Annotated in this window: 24 protein-coding genes; 13 read left to right on the forward strand and 11 right to left on the reverse strand. The window is 67.0% G+C overall.

Annotated features, from left to right (window positions below):
- Positions 1 to 19: 19 nt before the first annotated feature.
- Together RSO01_RS02155 and RSO01_RS02160 are read left to right on the forward strand one after the other, a co-directional pair.
- Positions 20 to 1135, forward strand: coding sequence for an NAD(P)/FAD-dependent oxidoreductase (locus RSO01_RS02155; RefSeq protein WP_147145720.1), 1116 nt, complete (start codon positions 20 to 22; stop codon positions 1133 to 1135).
- Positions 1132 to 2385 carry an SGNH/GDSL hydrolase family protein gene (locus tag RSO01_RS02160; RefSeq protein ID WP_147145723.1) on the forward strand — a complete coding sequence of 418 codons (1254 nt, stop codon included), beginning with the start codon at positions 1132 to 1134 and terminating at the stop codon, positions 2383 to 2385. The genes RSO01_RS02155 and RSO01_RS02160 overlap by 4 nt, the downstream gene beginning before the upstream one ends.
- Before the next feature lie 7 nt (positions 2386 to 2392).
- Here RSO01_RS02160 and RSO01_RS02165 read toward each other — a convergent pair whose 3' ends face one another.
- Genes RSO01_RS02165 through RSO01_RS02175 form a run of 3 tightly spaced genes read right to left on the reverse strand, consistent with a single transcriptional unit; the run spans position 2393 to position 4583 of the window.
- Positions 2393 to 3313: a glutathione S-transferase family protein gene (locus RSO01_RS02165; protein WP_147145725.1), complete on the reverse strand. Its 921-nt coding sequence runs from the start codon at positions 3311 to 3313 to the stop codon at positions 2393 to 2395.
- A complete protein-coding gene (locus RSO01_RS02170) occupies positions 3310 to 3789 on the reverse strand; it encodes a GNAT family N-acetyltransferase (RefSeq protein ID WP_147145727.1) in 480 nt (159 codons plus the stop codon). The genes RSO01_RS02165 and RSO01_RS02170 overlap by 4 nt, the downstream gene beginning before the upstream one ends.
- A complete protein-coding gene (locus RSO01_RS02175; RefSeq protein WP_147145729.1) occupies positions 3786 to 4583 on the reverse strand; it encodes a phytanoyl-CoA dioxygenase family protein in 798 nt (265 codons plus the stop codon). Before RSO01_RS02175 ends, RSO01_RS02170 begins: the two co-directional genes overlap by 4 nt.
- Positions 4584 to 4774: 191 nt before the next feature.
- Between RSO01_RS02175 and RSO01_RS02180 the strand changes: the two genes are divergently transcribed.
- From RSO01_RS02180 to RSO01_RS02200, 5 genes are all read left to right on the forward strand, one after another.
- Positions 4775 to 5560, forward strand: a complete 786-nt coding sequence (locus RSO01_RS02180) for a class II aldolase/adducin family protein (protein WP_147145731.1) — start codon at positions 4775 to 4777, stop codon at positions 5558 to 5560.
- Positions 5561 to 5572: 12 nt separating this feature from the next.
- The gene (locus RSO01_RS02185) at positions 5573 to 6742 is read left to right on the forward strand and encodes an alpha-hydroxy acid oxidase (protein ID WP_147145734.1); all 1170 of its coding nucleotides are present in this window, start codon (positions 5573 to 5575) and stop codon (positions 6740 to 6742) included.
- Positions 6743 to 6751: 9 nt separating this feature from the next.
- Positions 6752 to 7354, forward strand: a complete 603-nt coding sequence (locus RSO01_RS02190) for a 2-hydroxychromene-2-carboxylate isomerase (RefSeq protein ID WP_147145736.1) — start codon at positions 6752 to 6754, stop codon at positions 7352 to 7354.
- Positions 7355 to 7372: 18 nt separating this feature from the next.
- Positions 7373 to 8131 carry an SDR family NAD(P)-dependent oxidoreductase gene (locus RSO01_RS02195; protein WP_147145738.1) on the forward strand — a complete coding sequence of 253 codons (759 nt, stop codon included), beginning with the start codon at positions 7373 to 7375 and terminating at the stop codon, positions 8129 to 8131.
- Positions 8132 to 8293: 162 nt separating this feature from the next.
- Positions 8294 to 9637, forward strand: a complete 1344-nt coding sequence (locus tag RSO01_RS02200) for an MATE family efflux transporter (protein WP_147145740.1) — start codon at positions 8294 to 8296, stop codon at positions 9635 to 9637.
- Here the strand turns inward: RSO01_RS02200 and RSO01_RS02205 are convergent.
- The 5 genes from RSO01_RS02205 to RSO01_RS02225 all read right to left on the reverse strand — a co-directional run bounded on the left by RSO01_RS02205 (position 9630) and on the right by RSO01_RS02225 (position 15094).
- Positions 9630 to 10439 (reverse strand): hypothetical protein, encoded by an 810-nt coding sequence (locus tag RSO01_RS02205; RefSeq protein ID WP_147145743.1) that lies wholly within the window; start codon positions 10437 to 10439, stop codon positions 9630 to 9632. The two genes, RSO01_RS02200 and RSO01_RS02205, sit on opposite strands and share 8 nt — an antisense overlap.
- Before the next feature lie 60 nt (positions 10440 to 10499).
- Positions 10500 to 11690: an acetyl-CoA C-acyltransferase gene (locus RSO01_RS02210; protein WP_147145745.1), complete on the reverse strand. Its 1191-nt coding sequence runs from the start codon at positions 11688 to 11690 to the stop codon at positions 10500 to 10502.
- A gap of 80 nt (positions 11691 to 11770) precedes the next feature.
- A complete protein-coding gene (locus RSO01_RS02215; RefSeq protein ID WP_147145747.1) occupies positions 11771 to 13864 on the reverse strand; it encodes a 3-hydroxyacyl-CoA dehydrogenase NAD-binding domain-containing protein in 2094 nt (697 codons plus the stop codon).
- 73 nt (positions 13865 to 13937) lie between these two features.
- Positions 13938 to 14849 carry an HD domain-containing protein gene (locus RSO01_RS02220; RefSeq protein ID WP_174825908.1) on the reverse strand — a complete coding sequence of 304 codons (912 nt, stop codon included), beginning with the start codon at positions 14847 to 14849 and terminating at the stop codon, positions 13938 to 13940.
- Entirely contained in the window at positions 14849 to 15094 is a 246-nt protein-coding gene (locus tag RSO01_RS02225; RefSeq protein ID WP_147145749.1) for a hypothetical protein, read from the reverse strand. Before RSO01_RS02225 ends, RSO01_RS02220 begins: the two co-directional genes overlap by 1 nt.
- A gap of 115 nt (positions 15095 to 15209) precedes the next feature.
- Between RSO01_RS02225 and RSO01_RS02230 the strand changes: the two genes are divergently transcribed.
- Together RSO01_RS02230 and RSO01_RS02235 are read left to right on the forward strand one after the other, a co-directional pair.
- Positions 15210 to 16190: a Bug family tripartite tricarboxylate transporter substrate binding protein gene (locus RSO01_RS02230; RefSeq protein ID WP_170302795.1), complete on the forward strand. Its 981-nt coding sequence runs from the start codon at positions 15210 to 15212 to the stop codon at positions 16188 to 16190.
- A 70-nt stretch (positions 16191 to 16260) separates the two neighbouring features.
- Entirely contained in the window at positions 16261 to 16719 is a 459-nt protein-coding gene (locus RSO01_RS02235) for a nuclear transport factor 2 family protein (protein WP_147145753.1), read from the forward strand.
- Here the strand turns inward: RSO01_RS02235 and RSO01_RS48385 are convergent.
- A complete protein-coding gene (locus tag RSO01_RS48385) occupies positions 16706 to 16924 on the reverse strand; it encodes a hypothetical protein (RefSeq protein ID WP_218037214.1) in 219 nt (72 codons plus the stop codon). The two genes, RSO01_RS02235 and RSO01_RS48385, sit on opposite strands and share 14 nt — an antisense overlap.
- Before the next feature lie 266 nt (positions 16925 to 17190).
- Between RSO01_RS48385 and RSO01_RS02245 the strand changes: the two genes are divergently transcribed.
- Positions 17191 to 17754: a dihydrofolate reductase gene (locus RSO01_RS02245; protein ID WP_147145755.1), complete on the forward strand. Its 564-nt coding sequence runs from the start codon at positions 17191 to 17193 to the stop codon at positions 17752 to 17754.
- Positions 17751 to 18077, forward strand: a complete 327-nt coding sequence (locus tag RSO01_RS02250) for an antibiotic biosynthesis monooxygenase family protein (RefSeq protein ID WP_170302796.1) — start codon at positions 17751 to 17753, stop codon at positions 18075 to 18077. Before RSO01_RS02245 ends, RSO01_RS02250 begins: the two co-directional genes overlap by 4 nt.
- Before the next feature lie 61 nt (positions 18078 to 18138).
- Here RSO01_RS02250 and RSO01_RS02255 read toward each other — a convergent pair whose 3' ends face one another.
- Together RSO01_RS02255 and RSO01_RS02260 are read right to left on the reverse strand one after the other, a co-directional pair.
- Positions 18139 to 18876 carry an MBL fold metallo-hydrolase gene (locus RSO01_RS02255; RefSeq protein ID WP_147145759.1) on the reverse strand — a complete coding sequence of 246 codons (738 nt, stop codon included), beginning with the start codon at positions 18874 to 18876 and terminating at the stop codon, positions 18139 to 18141.
- An 81-nt stretch (positions 18877 to 18957) separates the two neighbouring features.
- The gene (locus tag RSO01_RS02260) at positions 18958 to 19848 is read right to left on the reverse strand and encodes a TauD/TfdA dioxygenase family protein (protein ID WP_147145761.1); all 891 of its coding nucleotides are present in this window, start codon (positions 19846 to 19848) and stop codon (positions 18958 to 18960) included.
- A gap of 70 nt (positions 19849 to 19918) precedes the next feature.
- Here RSO01_RS02260 and RSO01_RS02265 point away from each other — a divergent pair, with 70 nt between their 5' ends.
- Positions 19919 to 20473 (forward strand): chromate transporter, encoded by a 555-nt coding sequence (locus RSO01_RS02265; RefSeq protein WP_147145780.1) that lies wholly within the window; start codon positions 19919 to 19921, stop codon positions 20471 to 20473.
- A complete protein-coding gene (locus RSO01_RS02270; protein WP_147145763.1) occupies positions 20470 to 21000 on the forward strand; it encodes a chromate transporter in 531 nt (176 codons plus the stop codon). The genes RSO01_RS02265 and RSO01_RS02270 overlap by 4 nt, the downstream gene beginning before the upstream one ends.

A 21000-nucleotide genomic window follows, 5' to 3' on the forward strand; every position in this document is an offset into this window, starting at 1 on the left:
CCTGGAGGCCCGCGGTCCGATGAGTACGCGCACTGCCGATGTCGTCGTCATCGGTGGGGGGCTGCATGGCTGCTCGACGGCCCTGCATCTCGCGTTGCGCGGCCTGAAGCCGGTCCTGGTCGAGAAGGACTATGCCGGCCGCCACGCTTCGGGCGTCAATGCCGGCGGCGTGCGCCAGCTGGCGCGCCACATCGCCGAGATCCCGCTGTCGATCGCCTCCATGGCGATCTGGGAGAACATCGAGGAGCTGGTCGGCGACGATTGCGGCTTCTCGAGTCACGGCACCGTGCTGGTGGCTGAGAGCGAGCAGGAGCTGGCGGGCTTCCGCGACCGGGTCGACGATCTGCGGCTGAAGGGTTTTACCCATGAGGAGCTGATCGGCCGCGACGAGCTGAAGCGCCTGGTGCCCGCGGTGTCCGACCACTGTCCGGGCGGCGTGGTCTCGCGCCGCGACGGCGCCGCCGATCCTTTCCGCACCACCCAGGCCTTCCGCCGCCGCGCCGTCGAGAAGGGCGCCGACGTGATCGAAGGGGTGAGGGTGACCGGCCTCGCGCGCAACGGCTCGGTGTGGCGGGTCGAGACCAGCGACGGGCCGATCGAGGCGCCCAGGGTGGTGAACGCTGCCGGCGCCTGGGCCGACCGCATCGCCGCCCAACTGGGCGAGCCGGTGCCGCTGGAAGTGATCGCACCCATGCTGATGGTGTCGAGCCGCGTGCCGCCCTTCATCGATCCGGTGGTGATCCTGCGTGGCCGAAAGCTCTCCTTCAAGCAGCTCGCCAACGGCACCGTGGTGATCGGCGGCGGCCATCTCGCCGTGCCCTATCGCGACGAGAACCGCACCGTGCTCGACTGGACCAAGCTCGCGACCAGCGCCCGTACCGTCTGGGAGCTGTTCCCGGCGATGCGCGAGGCCACCATCGTGCGCGCCTGGGCCGGCATCGAGGCGCGCATGCCCGACGAGATCCCCGTCGTCGGACCGAGCCGCACCTCCGAGGGCGTGTTCCATCAGTTCGGCTTCTCGGCCCACGGCTTCCAGCTCGGTCCCGCGACCGGCGCGGTGATGGCCGAGCTGGTCGCGACCGGCAACACCAACCTGCCGATCGACGGGCTCGGCATCGAAAGGTTCAAGGCTTGAGGCATCGGCTGCTTGCCTATGCCGGGCTGGAACGACCGTATCGTTTCGAGCGCACTCTTGCTGTCCTGACGGCCCTCCTGCTGGCGATCGTGGCCGGCGCCGCGGCGATCCATTTCTGGATGGCGGGCAAGCTGCCGCCCGATTCGCCGCGTTACTGGTACTTCGTCTACATGGCGGCGCTGGTCGGGCTGGCGTTGCTGCTGGTGCCGTGGCCGCGCCTTGCCGCCGTCGTGCTGTCGCTCGCCACGCTGGAGGCGGCGTTCGGCCTCGGCACCGCTTACCTCTACAAGGTCCGCCTGCTCGACCAGACCGTGTTCCCTGGCGTCGAAGAGGCCGAGCATCGTTTCCGTTGGCGCCCGCTGCTGCAGGGTGTTCCGATCCCGTCCGACGGCGATGACATCCACCACAACACGCTCGGCCAACGCGGGCGCGAGCGTACGCCGCAGTCGCTCGACGGCAAGGCGACGATTGCCCTGTTCGGCGGCTCGACGACCTACGACGTCGGCGGCGGCGAGGGCGAGACCTGGGGCGATCGGCTGGAGCAGCTGCTGGGTGCCGACCGCTTCGCCGTCATCAATCACGGCATGCTGGGCTATTCGACAGCCGAGCACGTGATCCAGACCGCCTTCTACGAGCGCACCTACGGTGTGCCGCCGCGCTGCGCAATCTACTACGTCGGCTGGAATGACCTCAGGAACAGCCATGTCCGCAACCTCGATCCCGGCTATGCCGATTTCCACCTGCCCGGCCAGATCGACAATCTGGAAGTGCGCCGGCTGCGCCAATCGTACGTGTCGTTCTCACCGTTGCTGATGCTTGTCAGGCATTTTCTGGTGCTCGGCGTCGACACCGCGCGTGCTGCCGACAGACATTCCGGTCAGATCGACTCGGCGCCGGATCCGGCGATGGAGGCGATCTTCCTGCGCAACGTGCGCACGATCTCGGCCATCAACGACCAGCGCGGCATCAAGGCCTTGTGGATGGGCCAGGTCATGAATCATCGGCGGCTGCTGGCCGGTGACTCTTGGGGGTGGGTGCCGTTCCTGCATGCACAGGACGTCTCGACCCTGATGCTGCGTCTCAACGACCTGCTTAAGCACGAAGCCGAGGCGCTGGGTGACATCTATGTCGACATTGCACCGCAGGCCTTCGCGTCCGACGATTTCATCGACGACGGCCACTTCACGCCGTCAGGATCGCGCAAGTTTGCCGAGCGCCTGGCGCCGGCCGTGGCCAGCGCCTGCCGCTGAGCGCCGCTCAGGCCCGACGCCAGTCGTAGCCCAGTCGCGGAAAATGCACAGCGACGCGGCCGACCCGCGGATCGTGGCGCAGCAGCGCGATCTCGTGGGCGTCGACGAAGCTCACCTCGCCCTCGACCCAATCCTTGGCGTTGTCGCCTGGCCGCACACGGGCCGTCTCGCCCGGCTGCGGATCGCCGTCCTGCGGCTGCGACGGCCGCCACTCTACCGGCTCGGCGTCGCGCGCGGTGTCGAGCGCTTCGGCGGGATCGACGTCGGTGCGTTCCCCATGCCCGATCGCCGCCATGCGGTCGCGCCAGGCGATCAGGCGCGGGTAGGGTAAAAGCTCGTGCCGGCAATCGATATGCCGGCCCTTGAAGAACCACACGACGTGATAGGCAGCGAAGTCGGCGATGCAGGGCGTGCCGCCCAGGAGAAACGGCCGCCCGTCCTGCAGCATGTCGGCGAGCCAGGCGATCTGCGGACGCACGACGTGCAGGTTGCGGGTCGCGGCCTTGCGCACCGCCTCGATCGAGGGCGCCGGCAGGCCGTGCAGGCGCGCACGATCTTCGTGCAGGCCGGCCGGCATGTGGTCGGCATTGATGCCCGACACGAACAGGGCCACCGGCCGCATGAACTGATGCTCGGCCCACCAGGCGATGGTCTCGGCGAAGCCGCGCGTTCTTTCCGGAAACAGGGTGGGCGAGGGCACGCGCCGCTCCAACTCGCGCGCGATCAGGCGCGTGTCGCACCAGAGATCGGCGCCGTCCTGCAGCACAGGGATGCGGCGATAGCCGCCGGTCAGCGGCGTCAGGTCGGGCTTGGGCAGGATCGGCGGCTGCTCGACGCTGCGCCACGCCAGGCGCTTGAAGCCCAGCATCAGGCGCGCCTTCTCGGCAAAATTGGAGAAGTCGTAGTGATGCAGGATCAGGCCGCTCATCCGCCGGCGAATTTCCTCAAGGTCTCGCCGCCCAGCCGATAGAAGCGCTTGTCCTGGCGCGGCACGCCCAGGCCGTCATAAAGACGCTGCGCGCCCGTGTTGGTCCCCTCGGTCGTCCAGTCGATGCGGCAGTAGTCCTCGTCGATAGCGATGCGCGCCATTGCCACGAGGAGCGCGCGGCCGACGCCGAGGCCGCGCGCCTGCTCGGTGACGTAGAGATCCTTCAGGAACAGCATCCACTGGTAGGCGCCGCCATAGAGCATCGGGCTCAGGATGGCGAAGCCCACTACCGCGCTCTGGTGCTCGCCCAGCAGGGCGAACGGCAGGCGCTCGCCTTCGCGGGTCAGCAGCCGCGCCATTTCCTGCGCACCGCCGGGCGGATCGGGCGACTTGTAATGCGCCTGCATGTCTGACAGGAGACGCGCCAGCACGGTGCAATCGGCGGCGACCGCGCGCCGGACGGTGACGGTGCTCACGCGGCCTTCAGCACGCCATCGTCGGCCTCGAGCGGCAGTGCGTGCCAATTGCGCGACACCACCCAGTCGGGGCGCGGATTGTCGGAAAGCTGCGGCTTGTTGGCGACGGTGTTGCACGACACGTAGATGTGCCATCGATCATCGGCCGAGAGATTGTGCCCCGAGGCATGCAGCACGTTGCAATGGAACAGAACCGAGGTGCCGGCGCGGCCGGTGACGGCGACCGGTTCGGGCGAGCTTTTCAGGATCTCGATCATGCGCTGCTTGGGCATCGCCCAGAACTTGTACGAGGTCGATTCGTCCCACACCGGCTCGATGCGGCCGAGCTTGTGGCTGCCCGGGATGAGATAGAGCGCGCCGCCCATCTCGGTGGTGTCGGTCATCATCACGTTGAAGGTCGCCATGTCGGGCCGCGCGCAGCCGTCGCGCATCCACGAGCCGTAGTCCTGGTGCCACTGCCACACCGTGCCCTCGATCGCGGGCTTGGTGTTGATCTTGGTGTGATAGACGTAGACCGAATCGTCCTTCAGCACCTGCTGCACCGGCCGCAGGAGCCGCGGCGTGCGAACCAGGGCGCGGAAGGGGCGGGACCGTGTCGCGCCGTCGGTCTCATGGACGCGGAAGACGGTGCGCACGCCGCCGGTATGCTCGCGCACGACCTCCTCACTCTCGACCTGGCTCAGCCGCGCCACCTCGCGGCGCAGCACCGCCACCTCGTTCCGCGAAAACAGGTCGGGAAAGACCAGGAATCCGTCGCGGTCGAACTGTTCGAGCTGTTGGGCGCTGAGCTCCATGGCGTTTCCTCCTCGAGGAAACGCTAACTCACACGTTCATCACGGAGTAGACCTTTTCTTGTGCCAGGGCTGGCGAGCTCGGCCTCGTCACCCGGTTTTGCGTGCCTGATCTGCATGGCGGCTCGCCTAACACCGCTGGCAGGCGGCGGCAAAGACCGGCAAAATCCGGGCAACGAACAGGCAGGAGGAAGATGCGCGCCTTCGCGGTGCTGGCGTTCGGATTGTTGCTGTGCGGCACGGCTGCACTGGCGCAACCGAAGTCGGCCGGCACACCCGATCCCCGGCTGGTCGAGGACCTGGTCGCCGCCAACCGCGTGCTGGCCGATCTCGGCGTGGTCGACGGCTTCGGCCATGTTTCGGTGCGCCACGACAAGGATGCCAGCCACTACCTGATGTCGCGCAGCATGGCGCCGGCGCTGGTGAAGGCAGACGACATCCTCGAATTCGACCTCGACGGCGTGGCAGTCGACGCCAAGGGCCAGGCCGTGTTCCTCGAGCGCTTCATCCACGGCGAGATCTACAAGGCGCGGCCCGACGTGAAGGCCGTCGTGCACAGCCATTCGCCGTCGGTGATCCCGTTCGGCGTGTCGAAGACCCGCCTGCAGCCGATCTATCACATGAGCTCGTTCATGGGCGTCGACGTGCCGGTGTTCGAGATCCGCGGCGTCGAGGGCCTGGGCAGCGACCTCCTGGTGCGCAACCAGAAGCTCGGCGCGGCGCTCGCCCAGGTGCTGGGGACCAGGACCGTGGCGCTGATGCGCGGGCACGGCTCGGTGACGGTGGGCACCTCGCTGCCGCAGGTCGTGTTCCGCGCCTACTACGCCGAGATGAATGCGCGCCTGCAGTCCGAGGCGATCAAGCTCGGCGCGGTGACGTATCTGACGCCCGAAGAGGCGGCGGCCGCCGCCAAGACCAACGACGCATTGGTGATGCGGCCGTGGGAACTGTGGAAACGAAAAGCGATGAAGCCCGAATAGGAGCGGACGACAATGGACGGCGTGGTGAACATCGAAGACCTGCGCAAGCTCGCGAAGAAGCGGCTGCCCAAGATCGCGTACGACTTCATCGAGGGCGGCACCGACGACGAGGTCGGGCTGGTCACCAATGAGCAGGCTTTCCGCAAGGCGCGCATCGTGCCGCGCTATCTGGTCGACGTGTCGGTGCGCGACCAGTCGACGACGCTGTTCGGGCGGACCTATTCGAGCGTGATCGGCATCGCGCCGACCGGGCTCGCCGGGCTGTTCCGCCGCGGCGCCGACCTGATGCTGGCCGAGGCCGCGCGCGACGCCAACGTGCCCTTCATCATGTCGGGCTCGAGCACCGGCTCGATCGAGGCGCTCGGCAAGCTCGCGCCCGACCACGGCTGGTACCAGCTCTATTCGGCCAAGGACCAGGCGATCTCCGAGGACATGATCAAGCGGGCGGGCGACGCCGGCCTGAAGACCCTCGTCTTCACCGTCGACGTACCCGAGGGATCCAACCGCGAGCGCAACGCGCGCAACGGCTGGGGCCGTCCGCTCAAGCTCACCTGGAAGACCAAGTTCGAGGCCCTGCGGCATCCTGCGTGGATGATGGAATGGATGAAGCACGGCACGCCCTATTTCGATAATTGGGCGAAGTACGCCGGGGACGGCGCCGATGCGGAGAAGATCGCCGATCTCGTCGGCTACCAGAACCGCGCGCCGATGACCTGGAAGCACGTCGAGCGCTACCGCGAGCTGTGGAAGGGCAACTTCGTGCTGAAGGGGATCATGCATCCCGACGACGCGATCCGCGCCCATTCGCTGGGCGTCGACGGCCTCATGGTGTCCAACCACGGCGCGCGCCAGCTCGACAACGCGCCGTCGCCGCTCGAAGTGCTGCCGGCGATCAACAGCGCCGTCGGCGACAAGATGACCCTGATGCTGGACGGCGGCGTGCGTCGCGGACTCGACGCCCTGATCGCGATCTGCATGGGCGCCAAGTTCGTGTTCGTCGGGCGGCCGACGCTCTACGGCGTGACGGCGGGCGGCATCACGGGCGCCAAGATGGCGCTCAACATCTTCCGCCGCGAAATCGACCTCAGCATGGCGCAGATGGGCGCCCCCAAGATTTCCGACCTCGGCCCGCAGTTCCTGATGTGGAAGGACGAGGAGGATCTGCGCCGCAACCGGCGCTGATAGGGCGCCATGCCTGGCGCCGCGGAGATCGATTTCTACCTCGGCCTGGGCAGCCGCTACTCCTATCTGGCGGCGAGCCAGGTCGAGCGAATCGAGAAGACCTACGACTGCCGCTTCGTCTGGAAGCCGATCGCCAGCGGTGCGCTGATGGATCGCCGCGGCGGCAATCCGTTTCGCGGCGAGCCGCTTTCAGGCCAGTACGACTGGGGCTATCGCGAATATGACGCCAAGTGCTGGGCCGACTACTACGGCATCCCGTTCCGCGAGCCTATCGGCTTTCGGGTTGACCCCGACAGGCTGGCGCTCGCCTGCCTGGCGGCGGACAGGCAGGGTGCGTTGGTGCCGTGCTGCCGGTTGCTGCAGCAATTGATCTTCGTCGATGGTGTCGCGATCGACGACACGGTGTTGGCGGGCCTGGCCGAGCCGCTGGGCCTCGACGCCGAGGTCTTTCAACGTGACTTGCAGGCGCCGCAGACGCGCGCCCGGCACGAACGGCTGCTGGACGAGGCCAAGGGACGCGGCGCCTTTGGCGTGCCGACGTTCTTCCTCGGCGATCGAATGTTCTGGGGCAACGACCGCCTCGTGTTGCTCGAGGCGGCGTTGGCGGCTTGAGCTAAAAAAGGGGGAACGATGTCTCAGCTCTTTGCCGGCCGGGTGGCGCTGATCACGGGGTCAGGGCACGGCATCGGCCGCGCCACGGCGCTGAGACTCGCCTCGCTCGGCGCCACCGTGGGCATCAACGATCTGAAGCCGGAGTTCGTCGACACGGTCGTGAGCGAAGTGGGTGCTGCCGGCGGCAAGGCGATTGGCGTCACCGAGAACGTCGCGACCCGCGATGGCATGCACAGGGCTGTCCTTGGGCTGGCGGAGCGTGCAGGGCGCCTGGATGTCCTGGTCAACAACGCCGCCTGGGTGCGCTACCAGGCGATCCCGGACGTCGCGCCCGAAACGATCGACCGCATGGTCGAGATCGGCTTCAAGGCGGTGATCTGGGGCATCCAGGCCGCCGCCGAGGTGATGCATCCCGAGCGCGGCGGGGCCATCGTCAACCTGGCTTCCGTTGCTGGCATCGTCTCGCAGCGCAACAGCATCGTCTATAGCGGCATCAAAGCCGGCGTCATGGGGATCACGCGCGCGGCGGCGGCCGAGCTTGGCGCCCGCAGGATCCGCGTCAACGCCGTGGCGCCAGGGGCCGTGCCGACCGAAGGCACGCAGCGCAACCGCAACGCCGAGCGCGACGCTGGTCGCATTGCGCGCACACCGTTGGGTCGACTTGGTACGGTCGACGATATCGCCCGCGTCATCTGCTTCCTGGCAGGCGATGAGAGCGGATTCCTGACGGGCCAGACGCTGGCGGCAGACGGCGGCTTCACCACCGCCAATCTCTAGCGCGAACACAGGTGTTTGCCACACCGGTCGACCTTCGCTAGGTTGCCGGTCCGCTTGGAGGATACTTCGACGTGAGGCAACGCTAGCCACGCTGGTCTTCGTGACCGGTTTCGACCTGCACGCACGGCGACGCCGTGCACGCGCTGTCCTCCGGAGTTCCCCTTGTCTCATCCTCTTCTGACCGCGCCGATCGGGCGGAGTCTGCTTCGGCTGGCCGGCCCCACCACCGGACTCATGATGGTGCAGGTTCTCGTGGCTGCGGTCGACGTGTACTTCATCGGCCGCCTGGGGACGGATGCGCTGGCGGCCGTCACGCTGGTCTTCCCCTTCCAGATGCTGATGATGAACATTGCCATGGGCGGCATGGGAGGCAGCGTCGCCTCCTCGCTGGCGCGCGCCCTGGGAGCAGGGCGCCGCGACGATGCCCGCGCCCTCGTCGCGCATGCACTGGTTCTCGCCGTAGCGTTCGGCCTCGCCTTCACCGCGTTCGCCTGGACGATCGCGCCTGCGCTCTACCGGCTGATGGGCGGTGTCGGCGGTGCGCTGCAGTCTGCCGTGGCCTACAGTCACGTGTGGTTCGCGGGCTCCGTGCTGCTGTGGCTGTTCGCCTTCCTGGCCTCGCTGCTGCGAGGCAGCGGTGACGCCGCGACGCCTGGGCTCTACGGCCTTGTCGCATCGATTGTCTACGTGCCGCTCGCGGGCGTGCTGGCACTCGGCGTTGGGTCGCGGCCAGGGCTTGGCCTCACCGGGCTGGCTGTCGCCTCCATGACGACGACGGCGGCGATGGTGCTGCTGCTCGGCCGCGTGGTGTGGCGGGGCAGGTTGGGTTTTCAGCCGGCGTTGTTGGGCGTCCGCCTGCAAGGCCGGCTGTTCATGGAGATCCTGCGCGTTGGCCTGTTGGGCTCGCTGACCACGCTCACCGCCAACGCGACGGCCATGGTGATGGCGGGTCTGGTCGGCCGCTTCGGCGTCGCCGCGCTTGCGGGCTACGGCATCGGCGTGCGGCTGGAGTTCATGGTGTCACCGATTGCCTTCGGCATCGGGACGGGCCTCACGACGCTGGTCGGTGTGGCGGCCGGCGCCGGGGCCTGGCAGCGCGCTATGAGGGCTGCCTGGATCGGTGGACTGGCCTCGTTCTGCGCGCTCGGCCTGATCGGCTGGACGGTGGCTCTCATGCCGGAGAGCTGGGCGGGCCTGTTCACCTCGGACCCGGCGGTCGTGGCGGCAAGTTCCGCCTACATCACGCGCGTGGCGCCCTTCTATTGCCTGTTCGGGCTCGCCCTTACGCTCTACTTCGCGAGCCAGGGCGCGGGCCGCATGGTCGTGCCGGCCGTGGCCGGAGTCGTGCGTATGGTCGCCACCATCCTCGCCGGCTGGATCGCCGTCGAGAGGTTTGGCCTTGGTCTGGAGGGTGTGTTTGCCGCGATTGCCATCGGCATGGCCGTCTATGGAGGCCTGATGGCGGGGCTGTTGTTCGTGATGCCGTGGCGGGCTCGCTTCAAGTGAACGGCCAGAAGGTGCGCTTGAAGCAGATCGACGTCGATCCGAGCTTCTCTCGACTGTTGTCGAAATAGGGTAGCGCTCTCGTTCCCAGGGCCTGCGCCCAGGTGCGGACGGCCGCGACGCTTTCCGGACCGCTCGCCAGCGGCAGGGTGCGATGCATGACGATCCAGGCGTCGACCAGGCCGAAGATGTCGTCGGGCTCTGTCAGCAACTGCTGCACAAATTCAGGGATGGTCCTGGGAGTCGTAAGGCCGGGCTCATTCAGCGGGACAGCCGAAGGAACGGCTTTGCCCTTTGGATCAGGCACGGCCCTGCGGTCTGCCGCCGCGACTTCGGCAACATCGGATGGATGCCACTTGCGCAACAGCTGTTTGACTTCAGCCACCAACTCGTTCGGCAGCCGGCCCTTGAATTCGGTGAACAGGAAATGGCGATCGGGATCGAGGATGAGCAGGTAGGTGCTGGCCTGGACGTTGTCCACGAGCGTGAGGCCATAGATGCCGCCGACACGCAACACCAGCTCTTCGGACAGGTGAGCGAAGCGTGACGAGTCGATCGCGAGGCTGGCGCGACAGGCCGAGTACTGGCTGTAGGTGAAGGTCAGGATCCCGACGGCAACCGTGCTGAGGAGCCACAGCGTGATCGGGCGGTTCACCCAGCTCCAGTTTCGCTGCCCTCGGGCGGCCGCCTCCGCTGTCTGCTCGGCGGCGTGGAGCTCCGCTTCGAGAGCGCGCTCGTCAAAGGCTGGTCCGGCATCCGCGGGGATGCCGGTTTGAGTGGTGGGTGTCGGATCTCCGGACGCCATGCGCGCCGGCCGACGCTTCCCGCCGCAAGACGAGGCGGGAAGCCGATCGGCAGACCGTGCCTACTGCACGACCTCGAACAGACCGGCCGCGCCCATGCCGCCGCCGATGCACATGGTAACGACGACGTTCTTCGCCTTGCGGCGGCGGCCCTCGATCAGGGCGTGGCCGGTGCAGCGCGCGCCGGTCATGCCGAAGGGATGGCCGATCGAGATCGAGCCGCCGTTGACGTTCAGCTTCTCGTTGGGGATGCCGAGCTTGTCGCGGCAATAGAGCACCTGCACGGCGAAGGCCTCGTTCAGCTCCCACAGGTCGATGTCGTCCATCTTCAGCCCGAAGCGCTTCAGCAGCTTGGGGATGGCATAGACCGGGCCGATGCCCATCTCGTCGGGCTCGCAGCCCGCCACCACCAGGCCCTTGTAAATGCCGAGCGGCTTCAGGCCGCGCTTGGCGGCTTCGGCATCGCTCATGATGACCGCGGCCGAGGCGCCGTCGGAGAGCTGGCTGGCGTTGCCCGCGGTGATCCACTTGTCGGGGCCCATCACCGGCTGCAGCTTGGCGAGGCCCTCGATGTTCGTGTCGGGACGGTTGCCCTCGTCCTTGGTGAGCTTCACCGTCTTCTTGGATACCTCGTTGGTGTTCTTGTCGGTGACCAGCATCGTGGTTTCCATCGGCACGATCTCGTCGTCGAACTTGCCGGCCTGTTGCGCGGCCGCCGTGCGCAGCTGGCTCTGCAGCGAGTACTCGTCCTGGTACTGGCGGCTGATGTTGTAGCGCGCCGCCACCGTGTCGGCGGTGGTGATCATGGCGTGGTAGATGCCGGGCACGTGCTCCTGCACCCAGGGATTGACCAGGCGGTTCTTGTTGCCGCCCGGAGGGCCCTGCACCAGCGAGACAGACTCGAGGCCGCCCGCGATCATCACCGGCACCTTGTCGACCAGCACGCGCTGGGCCGCCATCGAGATGGTCTGCAGGCCCGACGAGCAGAAGCGGTTCACGGTCACGCCCGAGACGCTGACCGGTGCGCCGGCGCGGATCGCCGAGACGCGGGCGACGTTGGAGCCCGTGGTGCCTTCCGGCGCGGCGCAGCCCAGGATCACGTCCTCGACCTCGCCCAGCTCGACCTTGGCGCGCTCGGCAGCGTGCTTGATGACATGCGCGCCCATGTCGGCGCCGTGGGTGTCGTTGAAGACGCCGCGAAAGGCCTTGCCGATCGGCGTGCGGGCGGTTGAGACGATGACGGCATCAGCCATGATTATTCCTCCTGATGAAAAGGCATTACTGGGGCCCGCCCCTCCGCCCCAAGGGCGGAGGGGCGGGCCCAAACGTTGAATCAGACGCTAGAGAACTTCTTGTCTTCCTGCACCAGCTTCTTGAGCAGCGGCGCCGGCTCCCAGAACGGGTCGCCGGAGGCGTCGCGGTACTTGAGCAGGGCGTCGTGGATCTTCTTGAGGCCCACCACGTTGTCGGCCCACCACATCGGGCCGCCGCGATAGACAGGCCAGCCGTAGCCGTTGACCCAGATCACGTCGATGTCGAGCGAGCGCTGGGCCATGCCCTCGGCCAGGATCTTGGCGCCCTCGTTGACCATGGGATAGAAGCAGCGCTCGAGGATCTCCTGGTCGGAGATGGCGCGGCGCGTGATGCCGAGCTTCTTGGAGGTCTCCTCGATGATCTTCTCGACCTCGGGATCGGGGACCGGCGTGCGGTCCGGCAGATTGTACTTGTAGTAGCCCGCGCCGGTCTTCTGGCCGAAGCGGCCGAGCTCGCAGATCGCGTCGGCGATGTAGCCCGTGTAGCGGACGTTGCGCTGCTCCTTCTCCTTCTTGCCCTGGCGGATGCGCCAGCCGACGTCGTTGCCCGCGAGGTCGCTCATGGCGAAGGGACCCATCGGGAAGCCGTAGTCGAAGACCACCTTGTCGACCTGCTGGGGCAGGGCGCCTTCCTCCAGCATGTAGGCCGACTGGATGCCGCGCTGGCGCAGCATGCGGTTGCCGACGAAGCCCTCGCAGACGCCGACCAGCACCGGGATCTTGCCGATCTTCTTGGAGAGCGACATCACCGTGGCGATGACGTCCTTCTGGGTCGCCTCGCCGCGCACGTTCTCCAGCAGCTTCATGACGTTGGCCGGCGAGAAGAAGTGCATGCCGATGACGTCGCCCGGACGCTTGGTGTAGTTGGCGATCTGGTTGACGTTCAGGCCCGAAGTGTTGGTGGCCAGGATGGCGCCTGGCTTGGCGACCTCGTCGAGCTGCTTGAAGACGCCTTCCTTCACTTCCATGGTCTCGAACACCGCCTCGATGACGACATCGGCGTCCTTGAGGCCGTCATAGGAAAGTGTCGGCGTGATCAGCGCCATGCGCTTGTCGACGTCCTCGGCCTTCATGCCGCCACGCTTGGCGGTGTTCTCGTAGTTGGTGCGGATGGTCTTCAGGCCGCGGTCGAGCGCCTCCTGCTTCACTTCCAGGAGCGTCACCGGGATGCCGGCATTGGCGAAGTTCATGGCGATGCCGCCGCCCATGGTGCCGGCGCCGATGATGCCGGCGGTCTTGATCTCGCGCTGCGGCGTGTCGGACGGCACGTCCAGCACCTTGGCCGCCTCGCGCTCGGCGAAGAAGTAGTAGCGCTGGGCCGCCGACTCAGAGGACGTCAGCAGCTCGACGAACAGCTCGCGCTCGCGCTTCATGCCCTCGTCGAACGGCAGCTCGACGGCGGCCTGCACGCACTTGATGATGTTCCACGGCGCCTTGAAGCCGCGGGCGCGGCGGGCGATCGCCTTCTCGGTCTCGGCGAACAGGTCAGGCGATTCCAGGGTGACGGTGAGATCGCGCACGCGCCGCCGCGGCGCGTTCTGCGCCACCAGCATCTGGGCATGGGCGACAGCGCCCTTCAAAAGGTCGTCCTCGACGATGGCGTCGACGATGCCCTTCTGCTTGGCCTCGGGGGCGGGGATGTGGCGGCCCGATAGGATGGCGTCGAGCGCGTACTTGGCGCCCGTGAGACGCGGCAGGCGCTGCGTGCCGCCGGCGCCGGGCAGCAGCCCGAGATGCACCTCGGGCAGGCCGACGCGCGTCGTGGGCAGCGAGACGCGATAGTGCGCACCGAGCGCCGTTTCCAGGCCGCCGCCCAGCGGCGTGCCGTGCAGGGCCGCCACGATGATCTTGGGGCAGTTCTCCATGGTGGCGATGACGTCGTTCAGGTTGGCGCCCGACGGCGGCTTGCCGAACTCGCGGATGTCGGCGCCGGCGATGAAGGTGCGCCCGCCGCCGATCAGCACGATGGCGTCGACATTGGGATCCTGGGCGAAGGCTTCGACGCCTTCCTTGATGCCGTTGCGCACGGCCGCAGCCAGCGCGTTCACTGGTGGATTGTTGATGGTGAGGATGCCGATACGCCCCTCGGTGGAGCGCAGCACTGCGTCGGTCATTGGCGTTCTTCCCTGAAATCAGAGACGTTGAAGTTGGTCTCTCTTAGCAACAGCCGGGCGCGCCGCCCAGCGGTCAACGGTTCCGCGGTGCGGAGGTCGTCAAGTCCCGCAGAACGAGGCCGTCGTTGTTGGCCGCGCGCGCCTGATTCGGGCCCATGGCCTGGCGGCCGTGCTCGATCACGCAGACGTGGGAGTAGAGGTTCGCCAGCCACATGCGGCCTTCGGACGTCATGTTGAGCGCCTGAACGGCGTCACCCAGGTATGGCTCGACCTTGGACCAGAAGAAGCGGGGATAGTGATCGGCCACGTCGGCGGGCGTGGCGTAGCCCAGCTTCTTGTTGATGCCGATCTCCTCGAACTCGTGGAACAGGGCGTTGAGCTTGCGGGGATAGAGCGGATCGCTGAGCTGCCCGATCAGGTCGGCAGCGCGCACAAACGCCGCCTCGGTGTCGGTCTCGGCGTGATCCTCGTCGTCCGGCACCGGGAAACGAGTGAGCTCGATATTGTGCGCCAGCCGGTCGGGCTCGATCGCCGGATTGAAGGTGAAGCGTTCACGTACACAGATCTTGCCGCGGTCGACATGGTAGGGCGCGAGCGCCGCATCGGAGGCGCCGCGCGGCAGCTCGATCATGTCGCCCTTCTCGTTAGCGATGAAACGATGCTCGGTGTCGGCTCGGCAGATGCCGCGCAGATAGCCGATGTCGTGGGTCAGCGCTGCCAGGACGACATGCAGCCACATATCGGGCGGAACATCGGTGCGCAGGCGCCGTCCCCGCAGGATGTCCTGGGCCACCAGTGTGACCAGAACCGTATGCTCGGCGGTGTGATAGAGCGCGTCGCTGAGCGACAGCCGTTCGATCACCAGTCGCGCCGCCTCGCCTAGAAGCTCGGCCTGCGGCGACACCGCTCGGCCATAGCTGCGCACGAACGTTTCGAAGAGGCGATCCGCCAGCGAATCGGCCAGCAGGGAGGAGGTCTGGAGCATCAACGGTTCCTCCGGGCGGCTGGCTGAGCGTGGTGATGGACGAACGGCCAATAGCCGACGACAGGATAATACACGGGCACGTAGACCGGCTGGACGACGATCGTCGGCTCCAGAGGCGGCTCGTACCACGGCGTCGGCGGCGCGCTGCTGCCGCGCAGGACGACCGCCGACGACGGTGAGGCATCGTCGGCGAGGGCAGGGCTTGCGATGACGGTCAGGGCAAGCAGCAGGCTGAAAAGGCGCATCTTGGCCTCAGCATGGCGAACGGTTCCGCCCAGCGGAGAGCAATCACGCTAGCACTGTCGGGTCTCAGTCGCTATGCATCGCCGCGCAAAAAGAACTTGGGAGGCTGAGAGACCAATGACGACGACCAGACGCACCCTTCTTCGTGCCGCCGCAGGCTTCGCCGTCGCAAGCCCCGCCATCCTTCGCGCCCAGCCGGCCTGGCCCAACAAGCCAATCACCATCGTGGTGAACTTCCCGGCCGGCGGCCTGACCGACGGTGTCGCCCGCTCGTTCGGCCAGCACGTCCAGCAGGCGACGGGGCAGCAGGTCATCATCGACAACAAGCCCGGCGCCAGCGGCAATATCGGTGCCGCCCTGGTCGCCCGCGCGCCGGCCGACGGCTACACCTTCCTGCATTCGGTCTCGAGCACGCTGGTGCAGAACCGCGTGATGTTCAAGACGATGGGCTTCGACCCCGACAAGGACCTCACCATCGTTTCGGGCACATCGTCGGGCGTGCTGCCGGTCGTGGTGCACAAGTCGGTGCCGGTCTCTAACCTCAAGGAGTTCATCGAGTACGCCAAGAAGAACAAGGTCAACTTCGGCTCGTGGGCGCTCGGCTCATCGGCGCATATCTTCGCCCAGGGCCTCAACGAGAAGTTCGGTCTGCAGATCGAGGTCGTGACCTACAAGGGCGAGGCGCCGATGTGGCAGGACATAGGGGCGGGCCAGCTGCAGGCTGCCATGGGCAGTCCGCAGGCCTTCAATGCGCTGCTGATCAAGGGCGAGATCAAGCCGATCGTTGCCCCCAGCCGCGTGCGCGCCGGCAAGTTCCCCGACCTGCCGACCTCGGCCGAGCAGGGTTTTACCGACGGCGTATTCACGGTGCGCGGCTGGCTGGCGCTGGCCGCTCCTGCGGCGACGCCCAAGCCGATCGTGCAGAAGATGTCCGATCTCTGGGTGGCCGCCGCCGATTCCGAGCCCGGCCGCAAGATGATGGAGAGCTTCGGCCTGACCGAGAAGCCGCTGAACCACGAGGAGGTCATGAAGGACTACGAGGTTCTCAAGGCCACCGTCATCCCGCGCATCGTGGCGCTCGGCATCACGCCGGAGTAGGCTTTCGGTTGGCCGGCTGCGTAGCGTCGCCGGCCAGGACGCCCAAAAACAATATACTAGGGAGTGAACGATGCGTATCACTCGTCGTCACCTGGCCGCCGCCGGCGCGCTGGCGCTCGCGACCTTGCCAACGATTGCCCCAATCACCGCTCGGGCCGAATCCGCCGACGAGGCGGCAGTGCGCAAGGCCATCGACGATCTCAGCAAGGCCATGCTTGCCGCCGACAAAGCCAAGCTCGAGGCGCTGGTCGCCGATCAGCTGAGCTACGGCCATTCCGCCGGTCGTCTCGAGACCAAGAAGGAGTTCGTCGACGTCATCGCGGGCAAGAAGACGATCTACAAGTCGATCACGCTCAACGAGCCGACTGTCAGCGTCGTCGGCAACAATGCCATCGCCCGCCATGTCTTCGTCGTCGAGACCGAGACCGACGGCAAGCCGTCACAGGCAAAGGTCGGCGTCATGCAGGTCTGGGTGAAGGACGGCGGCAACTGGAAGCTTCTGGCGCGCCAGGCGTTCAGGACTTCCTGACCGGGCCGGCTAGAAGGCCTGCCATGACGATGTCGAGGCCGGCGCGGAACTCGCGGTCCGGGCCGAGCCCGCGCGCGGCCTTGGCGATCTCGATCAGGCGCGGATAGCGGTCGGCCGGCAGCGCCTCGGCCCGCGCCACGTCGGCATTGTCGACGGTGGGCCCGCAGAGCTGCGCCTGCGCCAGGCCCATGACGAAGCCCGACACCGTGCGGAAGGCGATCGAGCTCCTCGCGGTCCTTCACGTAGTTGTAGAGCGTCATCGGCCCGGTGCCGAGCGTGCCCGCCAGCGTGCGCATGGAAAGGGCGCTGAGGCGCTGCTCGTCGACCAAAGCCAGGGCGGCCTCCTGCGCCTTCCCTACCGAGCGTCTCGATCCGGAGTGACGGTTCGGTCTAAGCTCCGGCGAGCAGGGGAGATGCGGACATGAACTGGCTGGCCATCCAGATCGCTGCCATCGCGGGCTTCGTTGAAAGATGAGCACGCGTCCTCGCATCGAAGGCTACGCCATCGTCAGCCGCGAAGGCATGATCGCCAAGTCCGACGGTTCCTATCCCGAAGAACTGCGGATCCCGGCCGACCAGCAATTTTACCAGGAATCGGTCGACCGGGCGTCGGCGGTCGCCAGCGGCCGGCATTCGACCGAAGGCGGGCCCAAGGAGATGAGCCGCAAGCGCATCATTCTCAGCCGACAGGTGCATCGTATCGTGCCCGATCCCAGGAATCCCAATGCCATCTTGTGGAACCCTGCGACGGCGCCGTTCGACGAGGCCTGGCAGAAGCTCAATATCGGCGATGGCACCCTGGCGGTGGTCGGCGGCACCGACGTGTTCGCCCTGTTCCTGACCATCGGTTATGACGCCTTCTATTTGTCGCGGGCGGCGTCGATCAGCGTGCCGCGCGGCCGGCCGGTCTTTCCCGGCGTCGGCCACGGCGTGCCGGCCGAGGAGCCGCTGAAGAAGCATGGCCTGGTTCTCAAGAACACGCACATGCTCGATCCGGTGAGCGAGACCGTTGTGGAGGAATGGGGACCGAAATGAGCAAGCAACCGACCATCGCCCGCATCTGGCGCGGCCGCGTGCGCCGCGAGCGCGCCGACGAGTACGAGAAGTACAACTACGACGTCGGCATCGCGCCGCTGATCGAGAAGGCGCTGGGCGTGCAGACCTTCCGCGAGGACCGCGAGCACGAGAGCGAGTTCATGACCATCTCGTACTGGGAGGACATCCCGGCGATGGCGCGCTTCACCGGCCGCGATCCCACCGACATCCATCACCTCGACCGCGATCCGGAGTTTTTGATCGAGCTGCCGAAGTCGGTGCAGATCATTCGCCTGCTCACCAGCCACGGGAAGACGGGGTAGCCTGGGAGCGCGGACCTCCGGCCCGCTCATTGTCATGAGCGGGCCGGAGGCCCGCGCTCCCTTAGAACTCCACCACCATCCCGTCGTGCGCGGCCTCGAGCGCGATCTCGTGCTGGCGGCCCAGAAGCTCGGCGCTCATGTGGGTGACGATGGTGCGTTTGGCGGCGATCTCGGGCAGGTGGCGGGCGAGCGTCGAATAGTCGATATGGTACTTCATCACCTTGTCGAAGAAGTAGGCCTCGCAAATGAAAAGATCGGCATCGCGTCCGGCCGGGATCAGCTCCTCGACCCATTCGGTGTCGCCCGAATAGGTCAGCACCTTGCCTTCGGTCTCGATGCGCAGCGCATAGGACGGCGCACCGCTGTAGTGCTTCATCAGGTAGGGCGTGACGGCGAGGCCATTGAGCTCGACGCGCTCGTGCAATGCCAGCTCGCGCACCTCCAGCGCGAATTTGCGCTCGACCTTGGTCGAGCCCGCGAACATCGCCTCCATGACGATGTCCAGGCGCTCGCGGAAGCCCGGCGGCCCGGCCAGCGTGAGCGGCGCCGTGCGGCGGCTGACCAGCTGGGCATCGAGCAGGAAGAAGGGCAGGCCGGCGAAATGGTCGCCGTGCAGGTGGCTCACCAGCACCGTCGAGACGGCGTTGGGATCGACCTGCCACTTGCGGATTGCCACCATCGAGGAGGCGCCGCAATCGACCAGGACGTTGCCGTGGGCCGCACGCTCGAGGTGAAAACAGGTATTGAACCGGCCGCCGCTGCCGAAGGCATCGCCGGAGCCGAGGAATTGCAGGAGCACGTTGTCACCCCGAGCGAAGCGAGGGGTCTTTAAGGCCGCAGGAAAGATCCCTCGCTACGCTCGGGATGACAGCGGAATTGATCACGGCGCCTGTTCTAGACTCGACACTTCGTTGGTCAGCGTCGTGCGCCGCATGTCGCGCACCACGGTGTGGTCGTAGCGCCGGGCGCGATGCATCGTCACCCGGTTGTCCCACATCACCAGGTCGTGCAGGCGCCAGACATGGGCATAGACGAACTGGCGCTGCGTGGCGTGCTCGTTGAGGTCGCGCAGGAAGGCGCGCGCCTCGGGCACCGGCCAGCCTTCGATTTCGCCGGCGTGGCTGGCGAGATAGAGCGACAGCCGGCCCGTCGTCGGCTGGCGGCGCACCAGACGCTGGCGCACCGGCGCCCACTTCGCGCGCTCTTCGTCGGTGAAGTCGGTGAAACCCAGGATGCCGCGGGAAAAGATCTGGCTGTGCCGGCACACGAGGTCGTGCACCTCGCGCTTCGTCGCCTCGTCAAGCGCGTCGTAGGCCGCGCGCATGTCGGCGAACTCGGTATTGCCGCCGGTCGACGGGATGTTGCGCGCCGACAGGAGCGAATATTTGGCCGGCACTTCCTTGAACGAGCTGTCGGAATGCCAGAGCTGGTTGCCGAGGCCGAACAGGCGCCGGCGATCGTCGCGGGCCAGAATCTTGTTGTTCTTGTCGAGGTTGGAGATGTCGTTCAGGTCCATGCTCATGCGCCGGTCCTGAGGAGCGGCGATGTCGCCGGTGGCCTGCTCGAGCGGCCCCAGGCTGCGGCTGAATACGAGCTGCTGGTCGTCGGTGATGTCCTGGTCGTGGAACACCAGCACGCCGAACTCGTCCATGCCGGCATGGACGGCGGCGACCTCGTCGGGCGTAAGCGGCTTGCGCAGGTCGAGGCCGGACACTTCGCCCGCGAAGAAGGCGCGGTTGACGGGATCGATGGGCTTGATGCTGACGGTCATGGGGCAAGCCTAGCGCGAACGCCCGCGAACGGCGAGGCGGAGATGCCGCATTTTGGTATCCTTGCCCGGCATGCAGCACAATGATCCCTCGCGTTCCGTCGGCAAAATCGAGCTCTTCCTCGGCTTCCTGAAAATCGGCCTTTTGGGTTTCGGCGGCGTCGGGCCGTGGGTTCGCCATGTCATCGTCGAGGAGCGCCGCTGGCTCACCGACCAGGAGTTCGCCGAGATCCTGGGGGCGGGGCAGATCCTGCCCGGGCCGAACACGACCAACGCCGCCGTCTTCGTCGGCGACCGCTTCCAGGGCCCCCTGGGCGTGCTCGCCTGCCTGCTCGGCATGATGGCGATGCCGCTGGTGATCGTGACGTCGCTGGCCGTGGTCTATGACCGTGTCGCCTCCATCCCCGAGGTCAATGCCGGCCTGACGGGCGCTGCGGCCGCGGCAGCCGGCCTCGTGCTGGGCACGGCGCTGAAGATGATCCGCAACATCCGGCCCGGACCGGTGGCCTGGCTGGTGATCGCCGTGGGCTTTGCCGCCGTCGCCGTGCTCGGCTGGCCATTGGTGCCCGTCGTGATCGTCCTGGTGCTGGTGGCGATCGGCCTTGCGATGTTGCGACGCCCCGCATGACGGGCGCGCTGACCGAGCTCGCGCGGACCTTCGCGATGCTCTCCCTGGTATCGATCGGCGGCATCAACGTGCTGCTGCCCGAGATCCAGCGCCAGGTCGTCGACGTCCATGGCTGGATGACCGACGCAGCCTTCGCCCACACCTTCGCCATCGCCAGCGCCGCGCCCGGCCCCAACGTCATCGTCGTGAGCCTGATCGGCTGGCAGGTCGCGGGCCTGCCGGGCCTCCTGGTCGCCACGATCGCCATCATGACGCCGTCCTGCCTGCTCGCCTTTGTCGCGGCGCGCGCGCTCGGCCGCTGGTCGGGCAACAAGGCGGTGGCGATCCTGCGCGACGCCCTGGTGCCGGTCGGCCTCGGCCTGATGCTGGCGAGCGGCGTGGCGATGATGCGCAACGTCGACCACGACATGGTGACGGTGGCGATCAGCCTCGCCACCGCGGCCTTCGTGATCTTCAGCCGGCGCAATCCCCTGTGGGCGCTGGGCGCGGGCACCGTCACGAACATTATAACGCTGCATATTCGCTAG

This window comes from Reyranella soli, from assembly GCF_007992495.1.
GTDB lineage: Bacteria > Pseudomonadota > Alphaproteobacteria > Reyranellales > Reyranellaceae > Reyranella > Reyranella soli.